At 72.8% G+C, this 20604-nt stretch carries 18 protein-coding genes; 6 read left to right on the top strand and 12 right to left on the bottom strand.

The window, feature by feature from the left end; translation table 11 throughout:
• Nucleotide 1: 1 nt before the first annotated feature.
• The 6 genes from cysD to IE98_RS52180 all read right to left on the bottom strand — a co-directional run bounded on the left by cysD (nucleotide 2) and on the right by IE98_RS52180 (nucleotide 4625).
• Nucleotides 2-940 (bottom strand): sulfate adenylyltransferase subunit CysD, encoded by a 939-nt coding sequence (gene cysD / locus IE98_RS0100830; RefSeq protein ID WP_030262336.1) that lies wholly within the window; start codon nucleotides 938-940, stop codon nucleotides 2-4.
• Nucleotides 937-1518 carry an adenylyl-sulfate kinase gene (gene cysC, locus IE98_RS0100825; protein WP_052390010.1) on the bottom strand — a complete coding sequence of 194 codons (582 nt, stop codon included), beginning with the start codon at nucleotides 1516-1518 and terminating at the stop codon, nucleotides 937-939. The genes cysD and cysC overlap by 4 nt, the downstream gene beginning before the upstream one ends.
• 56 nt (nucleotides 1519-1574) lie before the next feature.
• Complete coding sequence (locus IE98_RS0100820; protein WP_030262331.1) at nucleotides 1575-2273, bottom strand: phosphoadenylyl-sulfate reductase; 699 nt, start codon at nucleotides 2271-2273, stop codon at nucleotides 1575-1577.
• Nucleotides 2270-2476, bottom strand: a complete 207-nt coding sequence (locus IE98_RS0100815) for a hypothetical protein (RefSeq protein ID WP_030262329.1) — start codon at nucleotides 2474-2476, stop codon at nucleotides 2270-2272. Before IE98_RS0100815 ends, IE98_RS0100820 begins: the two co-directional genes overlap by 4 nt.
• Before the next feature lie 150 nt (nucleotides 2477-2626).
• Nucleotides 2627-4351, bottom strand: coding sequence for a nitrite/sulfite reductase (locus IE98_RS0100810; RefSeq protein WP_030262326.1), 1725 nt, complete (start codon nucleotides 4349-4351; stop codon nucleotides 2627-2629).
• Between the two features lie 190 nt (nucleotides 4352-4541).
• A complete protein-coding gene (locus IE98_RS52180; RefSeq protein WP_317634116.1) occupies nucleotides 4542-4625 on the bottom strand; it encodes a putative leader peptide in 84 nt (27 codons plus the stop codon).
• A 224-nt stretch (nucleotides 4626-4849) separates the two neighbouring features.
• Between IE98_RS52180 and IE98_RS0100805 the strand changes: the two genes are divergently transcribed.
• The 3 genes from IE98_RS0100805 (at nucleotide 4850) to IE98_RS0100795 (ending at nucleotide 9386) form a co-directional block, all read left to right on the top strand.
• On the top strand, nucleotides 4850-6220 hold the full coding sequence (locus tag IE98_RS0100805; protein ID WP_078660691.1) for a YihY/virulence factor BrkB family protein: 1371 nt from the start codon (nucleotides 4850-4852) through the stop codon (nucleotides 6218-6220).
• A 316-nt stretch (nucleotides 6221-6536) separates the two neighbouring features.
• Nucleotides 6537-6806 carry a DUF5133 domain-containing protein gene (locus IE98_RS0100800; protein ID WP_030262320.1) on the top strand — a complete coding sequence of 90 codons (270 nt, stop codon included), beginning with the start codon at nucleotides 6537-6539 and terminating at the stop codon, nucleotides 6804-6806.
• Nucleotides 6807-8273: 1467 nt separating this feature from the next.
• A complete protein-coding gene (locus IE98_RS0100795) occupies nucleotides 8274-9386 on the top strand; it encodes a LacI family DNA-binding transcriptional regulator (RefSeq protein WP_234443360.1) in 1113 nt (370 codons plus the stop codon).
• 51 nt (nucleotides 9387-9437) lie between these two features.
• Here IE98_RS0100795 and IE98_RS0100790 read toward each other — a convergent pair whose 3' ends face one another.
• Nucleotides 9438-9947 (bottom strand): hypothetical protein, encoded by a 510-nt coding sequence (locus tag IE98_RS0100790; protein ID WP_030262314.1) that lies wholly within the window; start codon nucleotides 9945-9947, stop codon nucleotides 9438-9440.
• Nucleotides 9948-10511: 564 nt separating this feature from the next.
• On the opposite strand from IE98_RS0100790, the gene araB reads away from it, so the two are divergent.
• From araB to araA, 3 genes are read left to right on the top strand one after another with little or no spacing between them, the layout of a single operon-like run.
• A complete protein-coding gene (gene araB, locus IE98_RS0100780) occupies nucleotides 10512-12287 on the top strand; it encodes a ribulokinase (RefSeq protein ID WP_078660689.1) in 1776 nt (591 codons plus the stop codon).
• Nucleotides 12284-12955, top strand: coding sequence for an L-ribulose-5-phosphate 4-epimerase (locus IE98_RS0100775; protein ID WP_030262311.1), 672 nt, complete (start codon nucleotides 12284-12286; stop codon nucleotides 12953-12955). Before araB ends, IE98_RS0100775 begins: the two co-directional genes overlap by 4 nt.
• A gap of 14 nt (nucleotides 12956-12969) precedes the next feature.
• Nucleotides 12970-14478: an L-arabinose isomerase gene (gene araA, locus IE98_RS0100770; protein ID WP_030262309.1), complete on the top strand. Its 1509-nt coding sequence runs from the start codon at nucleotides 12970-12972 to the stop codon at nucleotides 14476-14478.
• 85 nt (nucleotides 14479-14563) lie between these two features.
• Here the strand turns inward: araA and IE98_RS0100765 are convergent, their stop codons facing one another.
• The 5 genes from IE98_RS0100765 to chvE form a co-directional block, all read right to left on the bottom strand.
• Entirely contained in the window at nucleotides 14564-15766 is a 1203-nt protein-coding gene (locus IE98_RS0100765) for an MFS transporter (RefSeq protein WP_052389963.1), read from the bottom strand.
• A gap of 46 nt (nucleotides 15767-15812) precedes the next feature.
• Nucleotides 15813-16277 (bottom strand): RICIN domain-containing protein, encoded by a 465-nt coding sequence (locus tag IE98_RS0100760; RefSeq protein WP_030262305.1) that lies wholly within the window; start codon nucleotides 16275-16277, stop codon nucleotides 15813-15815.
• Between the two features lie 134 nt (nucleotides 16278-16411).
• Entirely contained in the window at nucleotides 16412-17647 is a 1236-nt protein-coding gene (gene mmsB, locus IE98_RS0100755; RefSeq protein WP_030262303.1) for a multiple monosaccharide ABC transporter permease, read from the bottom strand.
• 3 nt (nucleotides 17648-17650) lie between these two features.
• Complete coding sequence (gene mmsA / locus IE98_RS0100750; RefSeq protein WP_078660688.1) at nucleotides 17651-19243, bottom strand: multiple monosaccharide ABC transporter ATP-binding protein; 1593 nt, start codon at nucleotides 19241-19243, stop codon at nucleotides 17651-17653.
• Between the two features lie 83 nt (nucleotides 19244-19326).
• A complete protein-coding gene (chvE, locus tag IE98_RS0100745; protein ID WP_030262301.1) occupies nucleotides 19327-20424 on the bottom strand; it encodes a multiple monosaccharide ABC transporter substrate-binding protein in 1098 nt (365 codons plus the stop codon).
• Between the last annotated feature and the right edge of the window lie 180 nt (nucleotides 20425-20604).

Raw genomic sequence — 20604 nt, 5'->3', positions numbered from 1 at the left:
CTTAGAAGTACCCCTCGCGCTTGCGGTCTTCCATCGCGGCCTCGGACAGCTTGTCGTCGGCACGCGTGGCGCCGCGCTCGGTGAGGCGGCTGGCGGCGATCTCGGCGATCACGTCGGCGATCGTGGCGGCGTCGGAGTCGACGGCGCCGGTGCAGGACATGTCCCCGACGGTGCGGTAGCGGATGAGCCGGGACTCGACCGGCTCGCTCTCCTTCGGGCCGCCCCACTCGCCGGCGGTCAGCCACATGCCGTCGCGCTTGAACACGTCGCGGTGGTGGGCGTAGTAGATCTCGGGGAGCTCGATGCCCTCGCGCTCGATGTACTGCCAGACGTCCAGCTCGGTCCAGTTGGAGAGCGGGAAGACCCGGACGTGCTCGCCGACGGCGTGCCGGCCGTTGTACAGCGACCACAGCTCGGGGCGCTGGCGGCGCGGGTCCCAGGCGCCGAACTCGTCGCGGAGCGAGAAGACGCGCTCCTTGGCGCGGGCCTTCTCCTCGTCGCGGCGGCCGCCGCCGAAGACGGCGTCGAACTTGTTGCGCTCGATGGCGTCCAGCAGCGGCACCGTCTGCAGCGGGTTGCGGGTGCCGTCGGGGCGCTCGCGCAGCCGGCCGTCGTCGATGAAGTCCTGCACGCTGGCGACGTGCAGCCGCAGGTTGTGCTGGGCCACGGTGCGGTCGCGGTACTCGATGACCTCTGGGAAGTTGTGCCCGGTGTCGACGTGCAGCAGCGAGAAGGGGACGGCCGCCGGCCAGAACGCCTTCAGCGCCAGGTGCAGCATGACGATGGAGTCCTTGCCGCCGGAGAACAGGATCACCGGCCGCTCGAACTCGCCCGCCACCTCGCGGAAGATGTGCACCGACTCCGCCTCCAGGGCGTCGAGGTGCGACAGCGCGTACGGGTTCTCCTGGGTGTCCAGGAGGCTGTGCGTGGCGGTCGTCATGCGAGGCCCCTTGTCGTCAGGAAGGCGTGCAGCTCGGCGGCGGATTCGGCGACCTCGCGGCCCCGGGTCTGCAGGCGCAGCTCAGGGTCCTGCGGCGCCTCGTACGGGTCGTCGACGCCGGTGAGACCGGAGATCTCGCCGGCGGCCTGCTTGGCGTACAGGCCCTTGACGTCGCGCTCGGCGCAGAGCTCCACCGGGGTGGCGACGTGGATCTCCAGGAAGTCGGTGCCGTTGGCGGCGTGCCGCTCGCGGACGGCGGTGCGGGAGTCCGCGTACGGGGCGATCACCGGGGCGAGCACCTTGACCCCGTTGGAGGCCAGCTTCTCGGCGACGAAGCCGATCCGCGTCACGTTGGTGTGCCGGTCCTCCTTGGTGAAGCCGAGGCCCTTGGAGAGGAACTCGCGGATCTCGTCACCGTCCAGGACCTCCACCTTGTGGCCCTCGGCGCGCAGGCGCTCGGCGAGGGCGAAGGCGAGGGTGGTCTTGCCCGCGCTGGGCAGCCCGGTCAGCCACACGGTGGCGCCGCGCTCGCAGGGGGCGGCCGCGCGGGCCGCCTCTGCGGCTTCCCCGGCGTCCAGTGTGTCGGCTGTGGTCACGGTGGTCTCTCCTGAGGTCTCGTCGGTCTGGTGGCTGGTCAGAGGTGGATGCCGCACTCGGTCTTGCCCGAGCCCGCCCAGCGGCCGGCCCGGCCCTCCTCGCCCTCGCCGGGCTTGGCGGTGCAGGACAGCGGCGAGCAGCCGATGGAGGTGTAGCCCTCCCACAGCAGCGGGTTCAGCAGTACGCCGTTCGCCTGCACGTACGCGTCGACGTCGTCCTGCGTCCATCGGGCGATCGGGGCGAGCTTCACCTTGCGGCGCTTGGCGTCCCAGGCCACCACCGGGGTGTTGGCACGGGAGGGCGACTCGTCGCGGCGCAGCCCGGTCGCCCAGGCGTCGTACGCGCCGAGGCCGCGGTTGAGCGGTTCGACCTTGCGCAGCGAGCAGCACAGGTCCGGGTCGCGGTCGTGCAGGTTCGGCCCGTACCGGGCGTCCTGCTCGGCGACGGTCAGCTTCGGGGTGAGCGTGATGACGTTGACCGGCATGGTCGCGGCCACCGCGTCCCGGGTGCCGATGGTCTCGGCGAAGTGGTAGCCGGTGTCCAGGAAGACCACGTCGACGCCGGGCAGCACGGTGGAGGCGAGGTGCGCGACGACCGCGTCCTCCATCGAGGAGGTGACGCAGAACCGCTTGCCGAAGGTGCCGGCGGCCCACTGCAGGATCTCCTGCGCGGTCGCCTCCTCCAGGTCGCGGGCGGCCGCGGTGGCCAGCGCCTCGTAGTCGGTCGTGGTGCTCATTCGCCACCTCCTTCGGTGTGCTCGGTGCCGGTCGTCGTGCCGGTGGTGCCCGTGGTGCCGTCGGGCCGGAGCAGGCCCAGGAACTTCAGCTGGAAGGCCCTCCGGCAGGAGGCGCACTCCCAGCAGCCGTGCCCGGCCTCCGAGGGCCGCAGGTCCTCGTCGCCGCAGTACGGGCAGTGGAACGGCGCTGCTCGCTCGCTCATGCGTCCGCCTCGCAGGGCTCGGCGGTCGCTTCGCGAGACCCGCGCCGCTTGACGGTTCGCTCGCTCCGCTCGCTCATGCGTCCGCCTCGCAGGGCTCGGCGGTCGCTTCGCGAGACCCGCGCCGCTTGACGGTTCGCTCGCTCCGCTCGCTCACGAGAGCTGGTCCTCGGTGGCCCGGGCCGTCCACTGGGCGAAGCGCTCGCCCTCGTGGCGCTCGGCCCGGTAGCGGGTCAGCACGCGCTCGACGTAGTCGGCCAGGCCGTCCTTGGTGACCTTCAGGCCGCGGACCTTGCGGCCGAAGCCGGCCTCCAGACCGAGCGCGCCGCCGAGGTGCACCTGGTAGCCCTCGACCTGCTCGCCGTTGTCGTCGGTGACCAGCTGGCCCTTGAGACCGATGTCCGCCACCTGGATGCGGGCGCAGGCGTTGGGGCAGCCGTTGATGTTGATGGTGAGCGGCTCGTCGAACTCCGGCAGCCGCTGCTCCAGCTCGTCGATCAGACGGCGGCCGCGCTCCTTGGTCTCGACGATGGCGAGCTTGCAGTACTCGATGCCGGTGCAGGCCATCGTGCCGCGGCGGAAGGTGGACGGCTTGACCTGCAGGTCGAGCGCCTCCAGGCCGGCCACCAGCGACTCGACCCGGTCCTCGGCGACGTCGAGGACGATCATCTTCTGCTCGGCGGTGGTGCGCAGGCGGTCGGAGCCGTGCTGCTCGGCGAGGTCGGCGATCTGACCGAGGATCTTGCCGTTGACCCGGCCGACGCGCGGCGCGAAGCCGACGTAGTAGCGGCCGTCCTTCTGCCGGTGCACGCCGACGTGGTCGCGCCAGCGGGCGACCGGTTCGGCCGGCGCGGGGCCGTCGATCAGCTTGGTCTTGAGGTACTCGTCCTCCAGTACCTGGCGGAACTTCTCCGTGCCCCAGTCGGCGACCAGGAACTTCAACCGGGCGCGGTTGCGCAGCCGGCGGTAGCCGTAGTCGCGGAAGATGCCGATCACACCGCCGTAGACGTCCGGGACCTGCTCCAGCGGCACCCAGGCGCCGAGGCGGACGCCGAGCTTGGGGTTGGTGGACAGGCCGCCGCCGACCCAGAGGTCGAAGCCGGGGCCGTGCTCGGGGTGGACGACGCCGACGAAGGCGATGTCGTTGATCTCGTGCGCCACGTCCAGCAGCGGCGAGCCGGAGATCGCCGACTTGAACTTGCGCGGCAGGTTGGAGAACTCCTTGTTGCCGATGAAGCGGCGCTGGATCTCGGCGATGGCGGGGGAGCCGTCGATGATCTCGTCCTCGGCGATGCCGGCCACCGGCGAGCCGAGGATGACGCGCGGGGTGTCGCCGCAGGCCTCGGTGGTCGACAGACCGACGGCCTCCAGCTTCTGCCAGATCGACGGGACGTCCTCGATCCGGATCCAGTGGTACTGGACGTTCTGGCGGTCGGTCAGGTCGGCGGTGCCGCGGCCGTACAGCTCGGAGACCTCGGCGACGGCCCGCAGCTGGGCGACCGTCAGCTGGCCGCCGTCGATGCGCACGCGGAGCATGAAGTACTCGGCGTCCAGCTCGTGGGGGTCGAGGACGGCCGTCTTGCCGCCGTCGATGCCCTCCTTGCGCTGGGTGTAGAGGCCCCACCAGCGCATCCGGCCGCGGAGGTCGGCCGGGTCGATCGAGTCGAAGCCGCGCTGGGAGTAGATCGTCTCAATACGTGTCCGCACGTTGAGACCGTCGTCGTCCTTCTTGAACTGCTCGTTGGCGTTCAGCGGCGTGAAGTGGCCCATGCCCCACTGACCCTCGCCACGGTGGCGGGTCACCTTGCGGGCGGCGGCGGCGCGACGCACGGGGGCGCCGGCGACCGTGGGCTCGACCGGTTCGGGGGTAGGGGCCATGGTGTCTCGTCCTTTGGCAGCTGGCTCTGATGGGGGGTTCGGCATCCCCGGGCACGCAACTGCTCTGACCTGCGCTGTTGCTGCAGGCGTCAGGGTGCAGTGACGCTGGCCGGAGGGCGCCCGCGCATCCGCGTCGGCGGGGATTCGCGAGGTGCCGGCGCCGGTGCCGTGGTGGCGGCGGGGGTAGGGCTCAGGTCACCGGACAGATGGCGCTGGACACGCGGAGGAGATCGACGTGCAGTCGACCTACTAGGGTGGCTCCGGCGCTTGGCATGGCAAGAGATTCGCACGGCGAACGACCCTCGGTCCACTAACGTCCGTATTGTGGACGCGGTTGTTTCGCATCGTGGGATGGTGTGGGAATACCCCGTCGTCACAGCCGTGCGGATCGTACCGGAGGACCGCTTCCCGGGCCCCTGACGGACCGTCCGCGGGCCCCCCGGAGCCCCCTACGCGCGCGTGCGCGGAGGAGTGGACACCGCCCAGTACGGTAGGGGCGTGCAAGCAGCAGGCAGTAACCCGCGGGACACCCCCGGCCAGGCCCCCGACCGGCCCTCGCGCCGCAGGGGCGGCCGCCGCCGCGCCCGCCGCAACGGCTGGCGCCAGACCCTGTGGGCCCTGCTCAAGGACACCACCAACACCTGCGTCGAGTACCGCGTCACCGGACTCGCCGCCGAGGCCGCCTTCTTCACCCTGCTGTCGATCCCGCCGCTGCTGCTCTGCCTCGCCGGCACGCTCGGCTACCTCGACGACATCCTCGGCGCCGGCACCATCGACAAGCTGAAGAACGACGTCGTCTCGGCATCCGAAACGGTGCTCTCACCGGATTCGGTCGACCAGATCGTCCAACCCCTGCTGACCAGCGTCTTCGACAACGGCCGACCCGACCTCATCTCGATCGGCTTCCTGCTCTCGCTCTGGTCCGGCTCGCGGGCCCTCTACATCTTCATCGACACCATCACCGTCATGTACGGCCTCGACGGCAAGCGCGGCATCGTCAAGACCCGCCTGATGTCGCTCGGCCTCTACCTCGGCGCCCTCGTCATCGGCTCGCTCGTCCTGCCGCTGCTCGTCGCCGGCCCGGGCCTGGTGATCGGCGCCCTGCCCAACTCGGCGGGGCTGGTCAACGCCCTCTACTGGCCCGCCGCGATCCTGCTCCTGGTGATCTTCCTCACCACGCTCTACCACGTCGCCGTCCCCGCCAACACGCCCTGGCGCGAGGACATCCCCGGCGCCCTCGTCGCCCTGCTCGTGCTCGTGGTCTGCAGCGTCCTGCTCCGGGTCTACCTGGTCAGCTCCGTCGAGGGCCCGACCGTCTACGGCTCGCTCGCCGCCCCCGTCGCCGTGCTGCTGTGGATCTTCGTGGTGGCGCTCGCCGTCCTCATCGGCGCGGCCATGAACGCCGCCATCGACCGCCGCTGGCCCAGCGTCGAGACCGCCGACGCCCGCGCCGAGAACGAGCGCGTCAGCGAGGCCGCCGCCGCCACGGTCGTCCGCGAGGCCGCCGCCCGCCGTGCCCTCCAGCGCGCACAGCTCGTCCGCGAGCTCGGACTCGCCGACGGCGGCGAGGAGGACGACGAGGAGGACGACGACGACGGCGTCCCCGCCGAGTACCCCGAGCGCTGGGCCGAGGTCCTGCCGCCGAACAGCCTGCTGCGCCGCATCCTCGGCGGCGGAGCGCGCCGCCGGCAGGCCCCGCCCCCGCCGGACACCGACCGCCCGGCCGCACCGCCGCGGTCCTCGCCGCACCACCACCCGCACCCGCCGCAGACCGTCCACCAGCCGGACCCGCTGTATCCGCCGCCCCCGCCGCCGATGCCGCCCGTCCCGCCGCTGCAGGCCCCCCGCACGCCCTGGGACAGCCGGTAGGGCCCTGGGCGGATCCTGCGGGCGCGCGCTGTGCGCCTCACGCCCGGATGCGGGCGCTGGGCTGCTCCCGGATCTGCCGGACGCCGGCGCCCTGCCCGTGTCGGATCGCCCCGTCGGGGAAGACGCGCGGCCGGATCGGGTGATCCCCGGCGGCCGGTCGGCCGAATATTTGCCGGGAGCATGTCGACGAAGTGGCAGATATGTGAAGACCGTGCGTCCGTTCGAAGGAGCCTGGCTTGGCGTGCGAACGGGCGGGTAGCCGCGCGAGCAGGATGCGGAATCGGTCCGTCCGTCCTTGAACCGAGGGAGTTGACCCATGCCGCTGATCAACTACGTCGTGCTGGGTGCGCTGGTTGCGGAACTGGACGCGCTCGCCGATGTGGGCGCGCCGGACACAGCGGTCCGGCGCCGCCGGGAGGACGCCCTCTACACGGTCTGCGTGTACACCGGCGTCCGCGACCCCCAGCAGGCCCTCGCCCGGGCCCGCCGGCTGCTCGCCCGGCACAGCGCGTCGCACGCCGCCGCCCTGTCGGCGGCGCGGGTCGAGCCCGTCGTGGTGACGCCCGAGCCCGTCGTCGCCGCATAGCGGCGCAGGGCCGGCAGTGAGACCCGGCCCCGTCCAGGAGCCCCGCGCCGGAGGGAGCCCTGGACGGGGGCCGACCACGTTCCCCGCCGCCTGTCTGCCGTTCCCCGGCCTCCGGCGGCGGGGACGGGCCGTGTCGGCCCCGCCGCCCGCAACTCCCGGCCACGGTGTCCGGGTCTCGCGGCCGCACCGTCCCGGCCGTGTCGGCCCAGGCGCCCCCCGTCATCCGGTCGCAGTGTCCCCGTCCCGGTTTCGCGCCGTACGGCCGTCCCGGCCGTGCGCGTTCCCGCCTGTTGGCCGTGCCGTCCCGCTCTTCGGTTGCGGTGTGCCGGCCGCGCCGGCCATGCCGCGTCCGACTCCTGGCCGTGCCGTCCTCTTCTGCCTGCCGGGCCGGCGAGTTGGCCCTGTCGGCCATGTCGCCCGCCGTCCGGGGCCGGGCCGCCGGCGAGTCGGGACACGTGGTGTGGGCCGGGCCGGCCACATCGCTGCCGTCGGCGGGCCGCGGTGTCCCCGTTCCGCCGCCGCGTCGGCTTGGCCGGCCGCGCGGATTGCGGCTCTCCCCCTCGCTGTCCGGGTCTCCGTGCCGCGGTGTGTTGGCCGGACGGGCCGGGTTGCTCTCCGTGTGCCGGTAGCTCCGGCCGCGCCGCCTCGGCCGTGGCGGCCGTGTCCCTGCCGCCGGTGGGCCCCGCTGTCCGGACTCCGTGCTGCGGCGCGATGGCCGTGAAGGCCATGTCACCCTGCGCCTGTGGGCCGTGCCGCCCCCTCGCGGGATCTGTGCTGACGGCCGTACCGGCCACCATGCCGGGCCCTGTCGGCCGTGTTGTCCCGTAGCAGGGGCCCGGTATGGCCTGCCGCTGCCCTCCGGCCGTGGGCCGCCGCCCTGTCGGGCTCATGGTGTCGGCCGTACCGGCCGTGTCTGCGCCCGCCGTTGGGCCGTGCTGTCCCGTGCTGCGGGTTGTGCGGTTTCGGCCGGCGCGGCGTGGCGGCCTGCGGCTCTCGGCCCCGCCGTCCAGGTGTCCTGCTGCACGGTGTCGGCCGTGCGGGCCGTATCGTCCCGTCTCCGCTGGACGAGCCGCAGTCTCGCGGTATGTCCGCCGACGGCCGTACCGGCCACGTCGCCGCACCCTGCCGGACGTGCTGTCCCGTTCCCGCGCGCTGCGCCCGTCGGCCCGGGCCGGCCTGCCGTCCGCTCCTTTCGACCGTGCCGTCCCGTTCCCGGGGCCGGCGGTGTCGGCTGCGCGGGCCATGCCTCTGCCGTCGGTGGGACGTCGTGTCCCGTTCTTCGGACTCGGCGGTGTCGGCCGGGCCGGCCTGCCGCCACCGTCGGGTGGGCCGAGCCGTCCCGTTCCCCGGCTCGCCCTGTCGGCCGCTCCCGCCGCTTGCCATGTGAACGCAAACAATTACACTCCCTTCCGCACTCGTGAGACAGTTGCAGCGCATCTGGCTCTGCACCGACAAGGGGGGCTGTGAGTGGGAAGTGAGACTGCCGGGACGGATCCCCGACAGCCCGTGATGGCCGACGTCGCCAAGCTCGCCGGCGTGTCGCACCAGACCGTGTCCCGCGTCCTGAACGGCGCCCCGCACGTGCGGCCCGGCACCCGTGACAAGGTGCTCGCCGCGATCAGGGAGTTGGACTACCGTCCCAACTCCGCGGCCCGGGCGCTGGTGACCCGCCGTTCGCAGACGCTGGGCGTGGTGAGCTTCGCCAGCACCCTCTACGGTCCGGCCTCCATGCTCGACGGCATCGAACAGGCCGCCCGCAGCGCCGGCTACTTCGTCAGCGTGGCCAGCCTCCGTTCGCTGGACGCCCGTTCCGTCCAGGAGGCCGTGGACCGCCTCCGCGACCAGGGCGTCGAGGGTGTCGCGGTCATCGCCCCGCAGATCTCCGCGGTCGGCGCGGTGGCCCGGCTCTCCAGCTCCGTCCCGGTCGTGGCGGTGGGCTCGGGCAGCCGCTCGCGCGTCCCGATGGTCGCGGTCGACAACCTCACCGGCGCGACCGCCGCCACCCGCCACCTGCTCGACCTCGGCCACGGCACCGTGCACCACGTGGCCGGTCCGGCCGGCTGGCTGGAGACGCAGGACCGCCTGGACGGCTGGCGCCGCACCCTGGAGGAGGCGGGGGCCCCGGTGCCGCAGGTCTACAGCGGGGACTGGAGCGCGCGGTCCGGGTACGAGGCGGGCCGGCAGATCGCGGCCGACCCGGAGGTCACCGCCGTCTTCTGCGCCAACGACCACATGGCCCTGGGGCTGCTCCGGGCGCTCCACGAGGCCGGCCGTCCGGTGCCCGGCGAGATCAGCGTGATCGGCTTCGACGACATCCCGGAGTCCGCCTACTTCACCCCGCCGCTCACCACCGTCCGTCAGGACTTCGGCGAACTCGGCCGCCGCGCCCTCGAATTGCTCGTCGAGGAGCTCGCCGGGGTGGCGCACGCCCGCAGCCACGTCCTGGTCGCCCCGGAGATGGTCCTGCGCCGTTCCACCGGCCCGGCCCGCCGGCCCGCCCGACCGGCGGGTCCCGAGCCGCACGCACGGGAGCGGGCGGGCCGCCCCGGGGCCTCGTACCCCGGAGCGGCCCGCCCGTGATGCCCGCGGTGCCGTGATGCCCGGACCCGAGGGGGCCGGGCAGGGCGCCGGTCAGCGGCAGTACGTCCGGGTACCCGAACTCCAGGTGACCCGGAAGCGGTAGATCTTCTGCCCGTCGACGGTGGCGCCCACCTGGCCGGTGTTCACGCCCGCGCCGTACCCGCCGACGATGTCGTTGTAGCTGTCCACCGTGGTGCGGTAGGCGTAGCAGCCGGTCGCGACCGTCGCGGTCGCGGTGTTCCAGCCGTTGTTGTTGGCCCAGTTGCCGCCCATGAAGTCCCAGCCGTACCAGCGGCTGCGCTCGATCTTGATGTAGTTGTAGCAGCCGACGGTGCCGCTGCAGTCCCGGCTGAGGTTGCCCCAGCCGGTGAGCGTGTTGCCGGCCCGGTCGGGGGCGTAGACCGCCTTCGTGTAGGCGGCGGCCGCGGCGGGCGCCGGGCAGGCGAGCGCCAGCGCCCCGGTGAGGGCCGCGGCCGCCGCTGCGCCGCGGGCGGCCCGCCGGACGGTGCGCCGCACTGCGGTGCGCGCCGCGGCGGAGCGGGCGGGGGTGTTTCCGGTCATCGGGGCCTCCGGGGGTGGTCGGTGATCACGCGGAGGGCTCATCCCAGCCGGGGGCCGTCCGGTGTTCAACGGCGCCCGGGAGCGGTGCGGGCCCGCGCGACGGCCGGTGCGCGCCCCGCCGGTGTCCGGCGGTGCGCCCGGTGTGCGAACCGGTTCCGGGGCCGGCGGGTGCTTCGGGCGCGACCTGCGCGGCGGGGCCGCGGGCCGCCCGGGTCGGCGCCGGATCGCGTGTGCGGGCGTGGATCGTGCATTCGACCTGCGGCGGAGGTGCCGCGGCCGCACGGTGGGGGGAGGGGGTCCGCGGGGCGGAGCGGTCCGGACGGTGCCTTCCCGCACCCTTGACAGCCAAAATGTGAACGTTAACAATCACAGCATCCGGAGTCGCCCGACCCACCCGCTCCGCCGGTCGGCAGCCACCCCGCTTCGGTCTGCCCGGCCCGGCGGCCGCCGTTCCGCTCCCGATGAGGGTGGGGCAGCGGAACACCGGCCGGCCGCCGGCCCGCGACGGTGCGGACCAGCCGGCGGCCGGCCCGAACTCCCCACCCCCGTACGAAGGATGAGACAGTGACCGAGACGCCCCCCAGCCGGGCCGAGCAGACCGGCACCGAGCAGGCCGGCGCCGCGCCCGGCACCGGGCCGACCGGTGCGGCCGAGCCCGCCGGCGGCGACCGCTACGTCGTCGGCGTCGACTTCGGCACGCTCTCCGGCCGCGCCGTCGTCGTCCGCGTCCGGGACGGCGAGGAGATCGCCACCGCCGTCCACGGCTACCCGCACGCCGTCATCGAGGACCGCCTGCCCGGCACCGGCCGCCCGCTGCCCCCCGACTGGGCCCTGCAGCACCCCGAGGACTGGCGCGAGGTGCTGCGCACCGCCGTCCCCGAGGCCCTCGCCGCCTCCGGTGTCGACCCGGCCGACGTCATCGGTATCGCCACCGACTTCACCGCCTGCACCGTGCTGCCCGTCCGCACCGACGGCACCCCGCTCGCCGCGCTGCCCGAGTGGGCCGCCCGCCCGCACGCCTGGCCCAAGCTGTGGAAGCACCACGCCGCCCAGCCGCAGGCCGACCGGATCAACGCCCTCGCCCACGCCCGCGGCGAGAAGTGGATCCACCGCTACGGCGGGCGGATCTCCGCCGAGTGGCAGTACGCCAAGGCCCTGCAGGTGCTGGAGGAGGACCCGCAGGTCTACGCCGCCTGCGAGCGCTGGATCGAGGCCGCCGACTGGATCGTCTGGCAGCTCACCGGCACCGAGACCCGCAACACCTGCACCGCCGGCTACAAGGGCATCCACCAGGACGGCGCCTACCCGGACGAGGACTACCTCGCCGCGCTGAACCCCGGCTTCGCCGACTTCGCCCGCACCCGCCTGGAGCACCCGCTGCTCCCGCTCGGCAGCCGGGCCGGCTCGCTGACCGCCGAGGCCGCCGCCTGGACCGGCCTGCCCGAGGGCATCGCGGTGGCCGCCGGCAACGTCGACGCCCACGTCGCCGCCCCCGCCGCCCGCGCCGTCGACGACGGCCGCCTGCTCGCCATCATGGGCACCTCCACCTGCCACGTCGTCAACGGCCCGGCACTGGCCGACGTCCCCGGCATCTGCGGCGTCGTCGACGGCGGCATCGTCGCCGGCTCCTACGGCTACGAGGCGGGCCAGAGCGCGGTCGGCGACATCTTCGCCTGGTGGCTGCGCCAGGGCGTGCCCGCCGAGTACCTCGCCGAGGCCGGGGCCACCGGCGAGGACCTCCACCAGCTCCTCAGCCGCAGGATCGCCGACCAGCCCGTCGGCGGCCACGGCCTGATCGCCCTCGACTGGATGGGCGGCAACCGCTCCGTCCTCGTCGACCACCACCTGTCCGGCGTGATCGTCGGCCTCACCCTCGCCACCCGCCCCGAAGAGGTCTACCGCGCCCTGCTGGAGGCCACCGCCTACGGCACCCGCACCATCGTCGAGGCACTGGAGGAGGGCGGCGTCCCCGTCACCGAGTTCGTCGTCGCCGGCGGCCTCAAGAAGAACACCCTGCTCATGCAGATCTACGCCGATGTGCTCCGCCGCCCCGTCTCGCTCGCCGCCTCCGAGCAGGGCCCCGCGCTCGGCTCTGCGATCCACGCCGCGGTCGCCGCCGGCGCCCACCCCGACGTCCGCACCGCCTCCGAGGCGATGGGCCGGGTCCACCGCCACGCCCACCTCCCGGACGAGGCCCGCGCCGACGCCTACGACGCCCTCTACGCCGAGTACCGCGCCCTGCACGACCACTTCGGCACCGGCCCCGACAAGCAGCTGCACCGCCTCCGCGCCATCCGCAACGCCGCCCTGACCGCCCACCGCACGAGCGAGGACCGATGAGCTCCCCGATCGACCTGATCCGCCGCCAGGTCAGCGACCTCCACCAGGAACTGGTCCGCTACGACCTCGTCGTCTGGACCGCCGGGAACGTCTCCGCCCGGATCCCCGGCGAGGACCTGATGGTCATCAAGCCCAGCGGCGTCGCCTACGACGAGCTGACCCCCGACAACATGATCGTCTGCGACCTCGACGGCACCGTCGTGGCCGGCGACCACAACCCGTCCTCCGACACCGCCGCGCACGCCTACGTCTACCGCCACATGCCCGAGGTCGGCGGCGTGGTGCACACCCACTCCACGTACGCCAGCGCCTGGGCCGCCCGCGGCGAGGCCGTGCCCTGCGTGCTGACCGCGATGGCCGACGAGTTCGGCGCCGAGATCCCGATCGGCCCGTTCGCCCTCATCGGCGACGACTCCATCGGCCGGGGCATCGTCGACACCCTGCGCGGCCACCGCTCGCCCGCCGTCCTGATGAAGAGCCACGGCGTCTTCACCATCGGCAAGGACGCCAGGGCCGCCGTGAAGGCCGCCGTCATGTGCGAGGACGTCGCCCGCACCGTCCACATCTCCCGGCAGCTCGGCGAACCCCTGCCCATCCCGCAGGCCGACATCGACCACCTCAACCACCGCTACCAGAACGTCTACGGCCAGCAGCCCGCGGCCCGGTGAAGGAGAACCACCCCATGACGCACCCCGCCGACACCCGCGAGATCTGGTTCCTCACCGGCAGCCAGGGCCTCTACGGCGACGACACCCTGCGCCAGGTCGCCGAGCAGTCCCGCGAGGTCGCGGCCGCGCTCTCCGCCGACGGCGGCATCCCCGCCCGCATCGTCTGGAAGCCCGTCCTCACCGACGCCGCCGCGATCCGCCGGACCTGCCTCGACGCCAACGCCGACGACTCCTGCATCGGCCTGATCGCCTGGATGCACACCTTCTCCCCGGCCAAGATGTGGATCGCCGGCCTCGACGCGCTGCGCAAGCCCCTGCTCCACCTGCACACCCAGGCCAACCGGCAGCTGCCCTGGTCCACCATCGACATGGACTTCATGAACCTGAACCAGGCCGCCCACGGCGACCGCGAGTTCGGCTACATCCAGTCCCGCCTCGGGGTCGCCCGCAAGACCGTCGCCGGCCACGCGAGCGACCCGGCCGTCGTCCGCCGCGTCGTCTCCTGGGCCCGCGCCGCCGCCGGCCGCGCCGAACTCGCCACCCTCAGGCTCGCCCGCTTCGGCGACAACATGCGCGACGTCGCCGTCACCGAGGGCGACAAGGTCGAGGCCCAGCTGCGCCTCGGCGTCTCCGTCAACACCTACGGCGTCAACGACCTCGTCGCCGCCGTCGACGCCGCCACCGACGAGGACGTCAACGGCCTCGTCAAGGAGTACGACGAGCTCTACCGCCTCGCCCCGGAACTCCGCGCCGGCGGCGACCGCCACGACTCGCTCCGCTACGCCGCCCGCATCGAACTCGGCCTGCGGACCTTCCTCACCGACGGCGGCTTCGGCGCCTTCACCACCAACTTCGAGGACCTCGGCGGCCTGCGCCAGCTGCCCGGCCTCGCCGTCCAGCGCCTGATGGCCGACGGCTACGGCTTCGGCGGCGAGGGCGACTGGAAGACCGCCGTCCTGCTGCGCACCCTCAAGAGCGCCGCCCGGGGCCTGCCCGGCGGCACCTCCTTCATGGAGGACTACACCTACCACCTGGAGCCCGGCCAGGAACTCATCCTCGGCGCCCACATGCTGGAGGTCTGCCCGACCATCGCGGCCGGCACCCCCTCCTGCGAGATCCACCCGCTGTCCATCGGCGGCCGCGAGGACCCCGTCCGCCTGGTCTTCGACGCCGAACCCGGCCCCGCCGTCGTCGTCGGCATGGCCGACCTCGGCGACCGCTTCCGCCTCGTCGCCAACGAGGTCGACGTCGTCGCCCCCACCGAGCCGCTGCCCCACCTGCCGGTCGCCCGCGCCGTCTGGAAGCCCCGCCCCGACCTGCGCACCTCCACCGAGGCCTGGCTCACCGCCGGCGGGCCCCACCACACCGTCCTCACCCGGGCCCTCGGCACCGAGGAGCTCGACGACCTCGCCGAGATGCTCTCCGTCGAACTCGTCCTCATCGACGCCGACACCACCATGCGCCGCTTCACCCGCGAACTGCGCTGGAACCAGGCCTACCACCGCCTCGCCAAGGCCCTCTGAGCCCCGCTCACCGGCCGCGCCCGACCGGGCCCGCGCCCTCCGCGTCCCGCGGGGGTGCGGGCCCGTCCGCGTGCGCCCCGGGCCCTCACTGGCGGCCCGGCACCGGGCGGCGCAGCAGGTACAAGCCGGCGAAGACCGTCAGCAGCGCCATGCAGACGATGAACACCACCCCCGCGTCCTCCAGCCCCACCGGCTCGGACAGCACACCCACGCCGATCACCGGGATCGAGATCCCGGTGTACGCCACCACGAACAGCGAGGAGATCGACCCGGCCCGGTGCTCCGCGGGCGCCGCGGCGGCCACCGCGCCGACCGAACCGCGCAGCGCCAGGCCCTGGCCCGAACCGCCGACCAGCGCGCTCAGCACCAGCAGCGCCAGCAGCTCCGCCAGCAGCGCGCCGCCGAGCAGCACCAGCCCCACCAGCAGCACCGCGCAGCCCAGCGGCAGCGCCCGCCGCGCCCCCAGCGACCCGGCCGCCAACTGGCCGCCGGTCGACGCCAGGAAGGTCGCGAAGACGATCAGTCCGATCAGCGCCCGGTTGTGCACGTCCAGGGTCTGCGCCAGGAAGGCCGGCGACACCGCCGTGAACACCCCGAGCAGCGCGAACCCGGCGAAGGACGCCACCCCGGCCGGCACGAACACCCCGCGCACCTCGGGCGGCAGGCTCGGCGCCTTCACCCGCGCCGCGGACAGTCCCTTCGCCCCCGCCACCGACTCCGGCAGGGCCAGCAGCACGCCCGCCGCGACCGCCACCATCACCAGGTGCACCACGAACGGCAGCACCAACGGGTCCGGCGCGTACTCGGCCAGGATCCCCGACAGCAGCGGGCCCAGCCCCAGGCCGCCCATGTTCGCCGCCGTCGCCGCGAACGCCGCCCGGCCCTCCCGCCCGGCCGGCGCCAGCTCCAGGACGTACGCGGTCGCCGTGCCGGTGAACAGGCCCGCCGAGAGGCCGGACATCAGCCGGCCCAGACAGAGCAGCGGCACCCCGCCCTCGAACAGGAAGCAGAACGCGCTCAGTGCCGCGAAGCCCAGCCCGGCCAGCAGCACCGGCCGGCGGCCGACGGTGTCCGAGACGTTGCCGACCGCCAGCAGCACGCCGATCACCGCGAAGGCGTACACCGCGAAGACCACCGTGACGACCAGCTCGGAGAAGCCCAGCTCCTCCTGGTACAGCGAGTACAGCGGGGTGGGCAGCGTGGTGCCGGCCATGCAGACCGCGAAGACGCCGGACGCGGCCAGGTACGCCTTGGCGCTGGTCGGACGGCCGCTCTGACGATCGCTCATGCGCCCACGGTACGGGCCCGGCGCCACCGGCCTGCGGGGGCGCGCGTCAGGCGGGCTCCAGCCGCCACCACTGCGCGGGTGTGTCGGCGTCCTCCTGCTGGCGCACCGAGCCGTCCGCGCAGCCCTCCACGGCCTTGCCGCTGATCACCGCGACCACCGTGAAGGTGCCCGGTGCGTCCACGTGCCGTTCGAACAGCCACTCCTGGGCGCCGAAGCCGTTCGGCGACCACTGCTGGATCGGCACCCCGTCCTCCGTGCGGGCACCCGTGACGTCGAGGCGCTTGCCGCTCGCGGCGTTCTCCAGGTGGTACAGGCCCGCCCCGGGATGCACCGGCGACACCCGCCAGACCTGGGCCTCGCTGCCGTCGTCGGCCGCGTGCCGGGCCTTCGCCCCGCTGCCGCCGCGCCCGCCGGCGATCTCCAGCAGCAGTTCGCTGCCGACGTTGCGCAGCCGGTAGCGGCCCTCCGCCACCGGCCCGTGCGCCGACCCGCCCGACCGTGCTCCGCCCATGTTCTTCCCACCGCCGCCCGGCCGCCCGGGTGCGGCCGTCCTCGGAGGTCCACGCTACGCGCCGGCACCGACGGGAACGGCTCCGCCCGGTGTGCGCACACACACCGGGCGGAGCCGCTCGCGCAGGGTCGGGGTCAGGAACCGACCTTGCGCTTGTTGTAGACGTCGAAGCCGACGGCGGCGAGCAGCACCAGGCCCTTGATGACCTGCTGGTAGTCGGTGCCGACGCCGACCAGCGACATCCCGTTGTTGAGCACGCCCAGCACCAGGCCGCCGATGATCGCGCCGAGCACGGTGCCGACGCCGCCCGAGGCGGAGGCGCCGCCGATGAACGCCGCCGCGATCGCCTCCAGCTCGAAGTTGATGCCGGCCTGCGGGGTGCCGGCGTTCAGCCGGGCCGCGAAGACCAGGCCGGCCAGCGCCGCGAGCACGCCCATGTTGACGAAGGCCAGGAAGACGACCCGCTTGCTCTTCACACCGGAGAGCTTCGCCGCGGGCTCGTTGCCGCCGATCGCGTAGGTGTGCCGGCCGATGATCGAGTTGCGCATCAGGTAGCCGAAGCCGACCAGCAGTGCGCCGAGGATCAGCAGCACGATCGGGGCGCCGTGGTAGCTGGCGAGCAGCAGGGTGAAGACGAGGACCGCGGCGGTGATGGCGGCGAGCTTGGCGAGGAAGAAGCCGACGGGCAGCAGCTCCAGCCCGTACGAGGCGGCCTGGCGGCGGCCGCGGACCTCCTGCAGCACGGCGATCGCGAGCACGCCGAGGCCGAGCAGCAGGGTGAGGTTGTGGTAGTTGGTCTGCGGGCCGACCTCGGGCAGGAAGCCGCTGGAGATCTTCTGGAAGCCCTTGGGGAACGGCGCGATCGACTGGCCCTGGAGCAGGATCTGGGTGCCGCCGCGGAAGAGCAGCATGCCGGCCAGGGTGACGATGAACGAGGGGATCCCGATGTAGGCGATCCAGAAGCCCTGCCAGGCGCCGGCCAGCGCGCCGATCAGCAGCGCGAACACCAGGGCGATCGGCCAGGGCAGGTCGTGCTTGACCATCATCACGGCCGCCGCGGCCCCGACGAAGGCGGCGAGCGATCCCACCGACAGGTCGATGTGACCGGCGATGATGACGATCATCATGCCGATCGCCAGGATCAGGATGTAGCCGTTCTGCTGGATCAGGTTGGTGATGTTGAGCGGCTTGAGCAGGGTGCCGTCGGTCCAGATCTGGAACAGCACCACGATCAGCGCGAGGGCGACCAGCATGCCGTACTGGCGGACGTTGCCGCGCAGCGCGTCGGCCAGGACGGCACCGGTGGAGCGGGTCCGTGCGGGGGCCGCCGGACCCGGCGGGGTCGTCGGGGTGGTCTGGGTCTGGGCCATGCCTTACACCTGCTCGGGTCGGGATGCGGCGGTCTGCGGGGCTGCGGTCTGTGGGCCGGCGGTCTGCGGGGCGGCGCTCACGGTCATGAGGCGCATCAGGGACTCCTGGTCGGCGTCGGCACGGGCCACCTCGCCGGTGATCCGGCCCTCGGCCATCGTGTAGATCCGGTCGCACAGGCCGAGGAGCTCGGGGAGTTCGGAGGAGATCACCAGCACGGCCTTGCCCTGCGCGGCGAGGTCGGCGATCACCTGGTAGATCTCGGCCTTGGCGCCGATGTCGATGCCGCGGGTCGGCTCGTCGAGGATCAGGACCTCCGGGCCGGCGAAGATCCACTTGCTGAGGACGACCTTCTGCTGGTTGCCGCCGCTGAGCTTGCCGGTCTCGGCGAACACCGACGGCGCCTTGATGTTCATCGACGCCCGGTACGCCTCGGCGACCCTGGTCTCCTCGTGCCGGTTCACCCAGCCGCGCCGGGCCACCTTGCCGAGCGCGCTCAGCGTGATGTTGCGGCTGATGTCGTCGATGAGGTTGAGGCCGAGGTGCTTGCGGTCCTCGGTGACGTACGCGATGCCGTGCCCGATCGCCTGCGGCACCGTCCGGGTGGAGACCTCCCGGCCGTGCACCAGGACCCGCCCGCCGGTGTGCCGGCCGTAGGAGCGGCCGAAGACGCTCATCGCGAGTTCGGTGCGGCCGGCGCCCATCAGGCCGGCGATGCCGACGATCTCGCCGGCGCGGACGGTCAGCGAGGCGCCGTCGACGACGTTGCGGTGGTGGTCGATCGGGTGCTGGACGGTCCAGTCCTCGACGGCGAAGGCGACCTCGCCGATCTCGGGGGTGCGCTCGGGGTAGCGGTGCTCCAGGTCGCGGCCGACCATGCCGCGGATGATGCGGTCCTCGGCGATGCCGTCGGCACCGACCGGGATGGTCTCGATGGTGCGGCCGTCGCGCAGCACCGTGACGGAGTCGGCGACCCGGGCGATCTCGTTGAGCTTGTGCGAGATGATGATGCAGGAGATGCCCTGGGCCTTGAGCTCCAGCATCAGGTCGAGCAGCTTGCGGCTGTCCTCGTCGTTCAGCGCCGCGGTGGGCTCGTCCAGGATGAGCAGCTTCACCTCCTTCGCCAGCGCCTTGGCGATCTCGACGAGCTGCTGCTTGCCGACGCCGATGTCGGCGATCCGGGTCTGCGGGTTCTCCTGCAGGCCGACCCGCTTCAGCAGGGCGGCGGCGTGGTTGAGCGTCCGGTGCCAGCTGATGATGCCGCGGCTGGCGTGCTCGTTGCCGAGGAAGATGTTCTCGGCGATCGACAGGTACGGCACCAGGGCGAGCTCCTGGTGGATGATCACGATGCCGCGCTGCTCGCTGGCCCGGATGTCCTTGAATCGGCAGGGCTCGCCCTCGAAGAGGACCTCGCCCTCGTAGCTGCCGTGCGGGTAGACCCCGCTCAGCACCTTCATCAGGGTGGACTTGCCGGCGCCGTTCTCGCCGCAGATCGCGTGGATCTCCCCGGCGGCGACGCTGAGCTCGACGTCGGAGAGGGCTTTGACGCCGGGGAAGGTCTTGGTGATCGAACGCATCTCGAGGACAGGTCCGGCCATGGGGTGCTTCCGTATCTCTGGGGGCGGCGGGGCGGGGGCGGTCCCGCCCCGCCGCCGGGTCGGCGGCCCGTGCGGGCCCGGGGCTACTTGAGCTGGTCGGCCGTGTACTGGCCGCCGTCGACGAGGACCTTGGCGTAGTTGTCCTTGTCGACGCTGACCGGCTGCAGCAGGTAGGCCGGGACGACCTTCGCGCCGTTGTCGTACTGGGTGGTGTCGTTGGTCTCCGGCTTGCCGCCGGTGAGCACCGCGTCGCCCATCTGGACGGCGACCTTGGCGAGCTCGCGGGTGTCCTTGTAGACGGTCTGGGTCTGCTCGCCCGCGATGATCGACTTCACCGAGGCCAGCTCGGCGTCCTGCCCGGTGACGATCGGCAGCGCCTTGCCCGCGCTGCCGTAGCCGACGCCCTTGAGCGAGGAGAGGATGCCGATGGAGATGCCGTCGTACGGCGAGAGCACCGCGTCCACGTGGGCGCTGGTGTAGGACTTGCTCAGCAGGTTGTCCATCCGGGACTGCGCGACGCCGCCGTCCCAGCGCAGCGTGGCGACCTGGTTGAAGGCGGTCTGGCCGCTCTGCACGACGAGCTTCTTGCTGTCGAGGTACGGCTTGAGCACGCTCATCGCGCCGTTGAAGAAGAACTGCGCGTTGTTGTCGTCCGGCGAGCCGGCGAAGAGCTCGACGTTGAACGGGCCCTTGCCGTCCTTGAGGCCGAGCTTGTCGGCGATGTAGGTGCCCTGCAGGACGCCGACCTTGAAGTTGTCGAAGGTGGCGTAGTAGTCGACGTTCTTGGTGCCGCGGATCAGCCGGTCGTAGGAGATCACCGGGATGTGCGCGTCGGCGGCCTTCTGCAGCACGTCGCTGAGCGAGGAGCCGTCGATCGCGGCGACGACCAGGAGCTTGGCGCCCTTGGTGATCATGTTCTCGATCTGGGACACCTGGTTCTCGACGACGTTGTCGCCGTACTGCAGGTCGGTCTTGTAGCCCTTGGACTGGAACTCCTTGACCATGTTGTTGCCGTCGTTGATCCAGCGCTCCGAGGACTTGGTCGGCATGGCGATGCCGACCAGCCCGCCCTTGGCGCCGTCCTTCGACGCGCCGTCGCCGACGCCGTTGGCGCTCTGGCCGCAGGCCGCCAGTGACAGCGCGAGACCGGCCGCGGCGAGGGCCGTAGAGAGCTTCCGCACAGTTCCTCCAGGGGTGTGCCGCGACCTTGGCGGGCGGGGAGCGCCGGGTCGGTCGAGCGGGGGTGGGGGCAGGTATGGGGCAGGGGCTCCGGTGTCGGGCCCCTGGCCTGGCGTTACCTGAGTGTTAACGCTCACAAGAAGCCCGTCAAGAGGGGTTGGAGTCACCATCGGGTCACGCGG

Source organism: Streptomyces sp. NRRL B-24484 (assembly GCF_000717715.1).
In the GTDB taxonomy this organism is placed as follows: domain Bacteria; phylum Actinomycetota; class Actinomycetes; order Streptomycetales; family Streptomycetaceae; genus Kitasatospora.
Note: the sequence above shows the minus strand (reverse complement) of the source record. Positions and strands in the feature narration are given on the sequence as shown.

Bases quoted from the DNA above. Each gene is read 5' to 3' on its own strand.
- IE98_RS0100815 (WP_030262329.1), bottom strand. From the start codon at position 2,476: ATGAGCGAGCGAGCAGCGCCGTTCCACTGCCCGTACTGCGGCGACGAG.
- IE98_RS0100800 (WP_030262320.1), top strand. From the start codon at position 6,537: ATGCCGCTGATCAACTACGTCGTGCTGGGTGCGCTGGTTGCGGAACTG.
- IE98_RS0100760 (WP_030262305.1), bottom strand. From the start codon at position 16,277: ATGGGCGGAGCACGGTCGGGCGGGTCGGCGCACGGGCCGGTGGCGGAG.
- araA (WP_030262309.1), top strand. From the start codon at position 12,970: ATGACGCACCCCGCCGACACCCGCGAGATCTGGTTCCTCACCGGCAGC.
- IE98_RS0100810 (WP_030262326.1), bottom strand. From the start codon at position 4,351: ATGGCCCCTACCCCCGAACCGGTCGAGCCCACGGTCGCCGGCGCCCCC.
- IE98_RS0100820 (WP_030262331.1), bottom strand. From the start codon at position 2,273: ATGAGCACCACGACCGACTACGAGGCGCTGGCCACCGCGGCCGCCCGC.
- mmsB (WP_030262303.1), bottom strand. From the start codon at position 17,647: ATGGCCCAGACCCAGACCACCCCGACGACCCCGCCGGGTCCGGCGGCC.
- cysD (WP_030262336.1), bottom strand. From the start codon at position 940: ATGACGACCGCCACGCACAGCCTCCTGGACACCCAGGAGAACCCGTAC.
- IE98_RS0100790 (WP_030262314.1), bottom strand. From the start codon at position 9,947: ATGACCGGAAACACCCCCGCCCGCTCCGCCGCGGCGCGCACCGCAGTG.
- IE98_RS0100765 (WP_052389963.1), bottom strand. From the start codon at position 15,766: ATGAGCGATCGTCAGAGCGGCCGTCCGACCAGCGCCAAGGCGTACCTG.
- IE98_RS0100775 (WP_030262311.1), top strand. From the start codon at position 12,284: ATGAGCTCCCCGATCGACCTGATCCGCCGCCAGGTCAGCGACCTCCAC.
- IE98_RS52180 (WP_317634116.1), bottom strand. From the start codon at position 4,625: ATGCCAAGCGCCGGAGCCACCCTAGTAGGTCGACTGCACGTCGATCTC.
- mmsA (WP_078660688.1), bottom strand. From the start codon at position 19,243: ATGGCCGGACCTGTCCTCGAGATGCGTTCGATCACCAAGACCTTCCCC.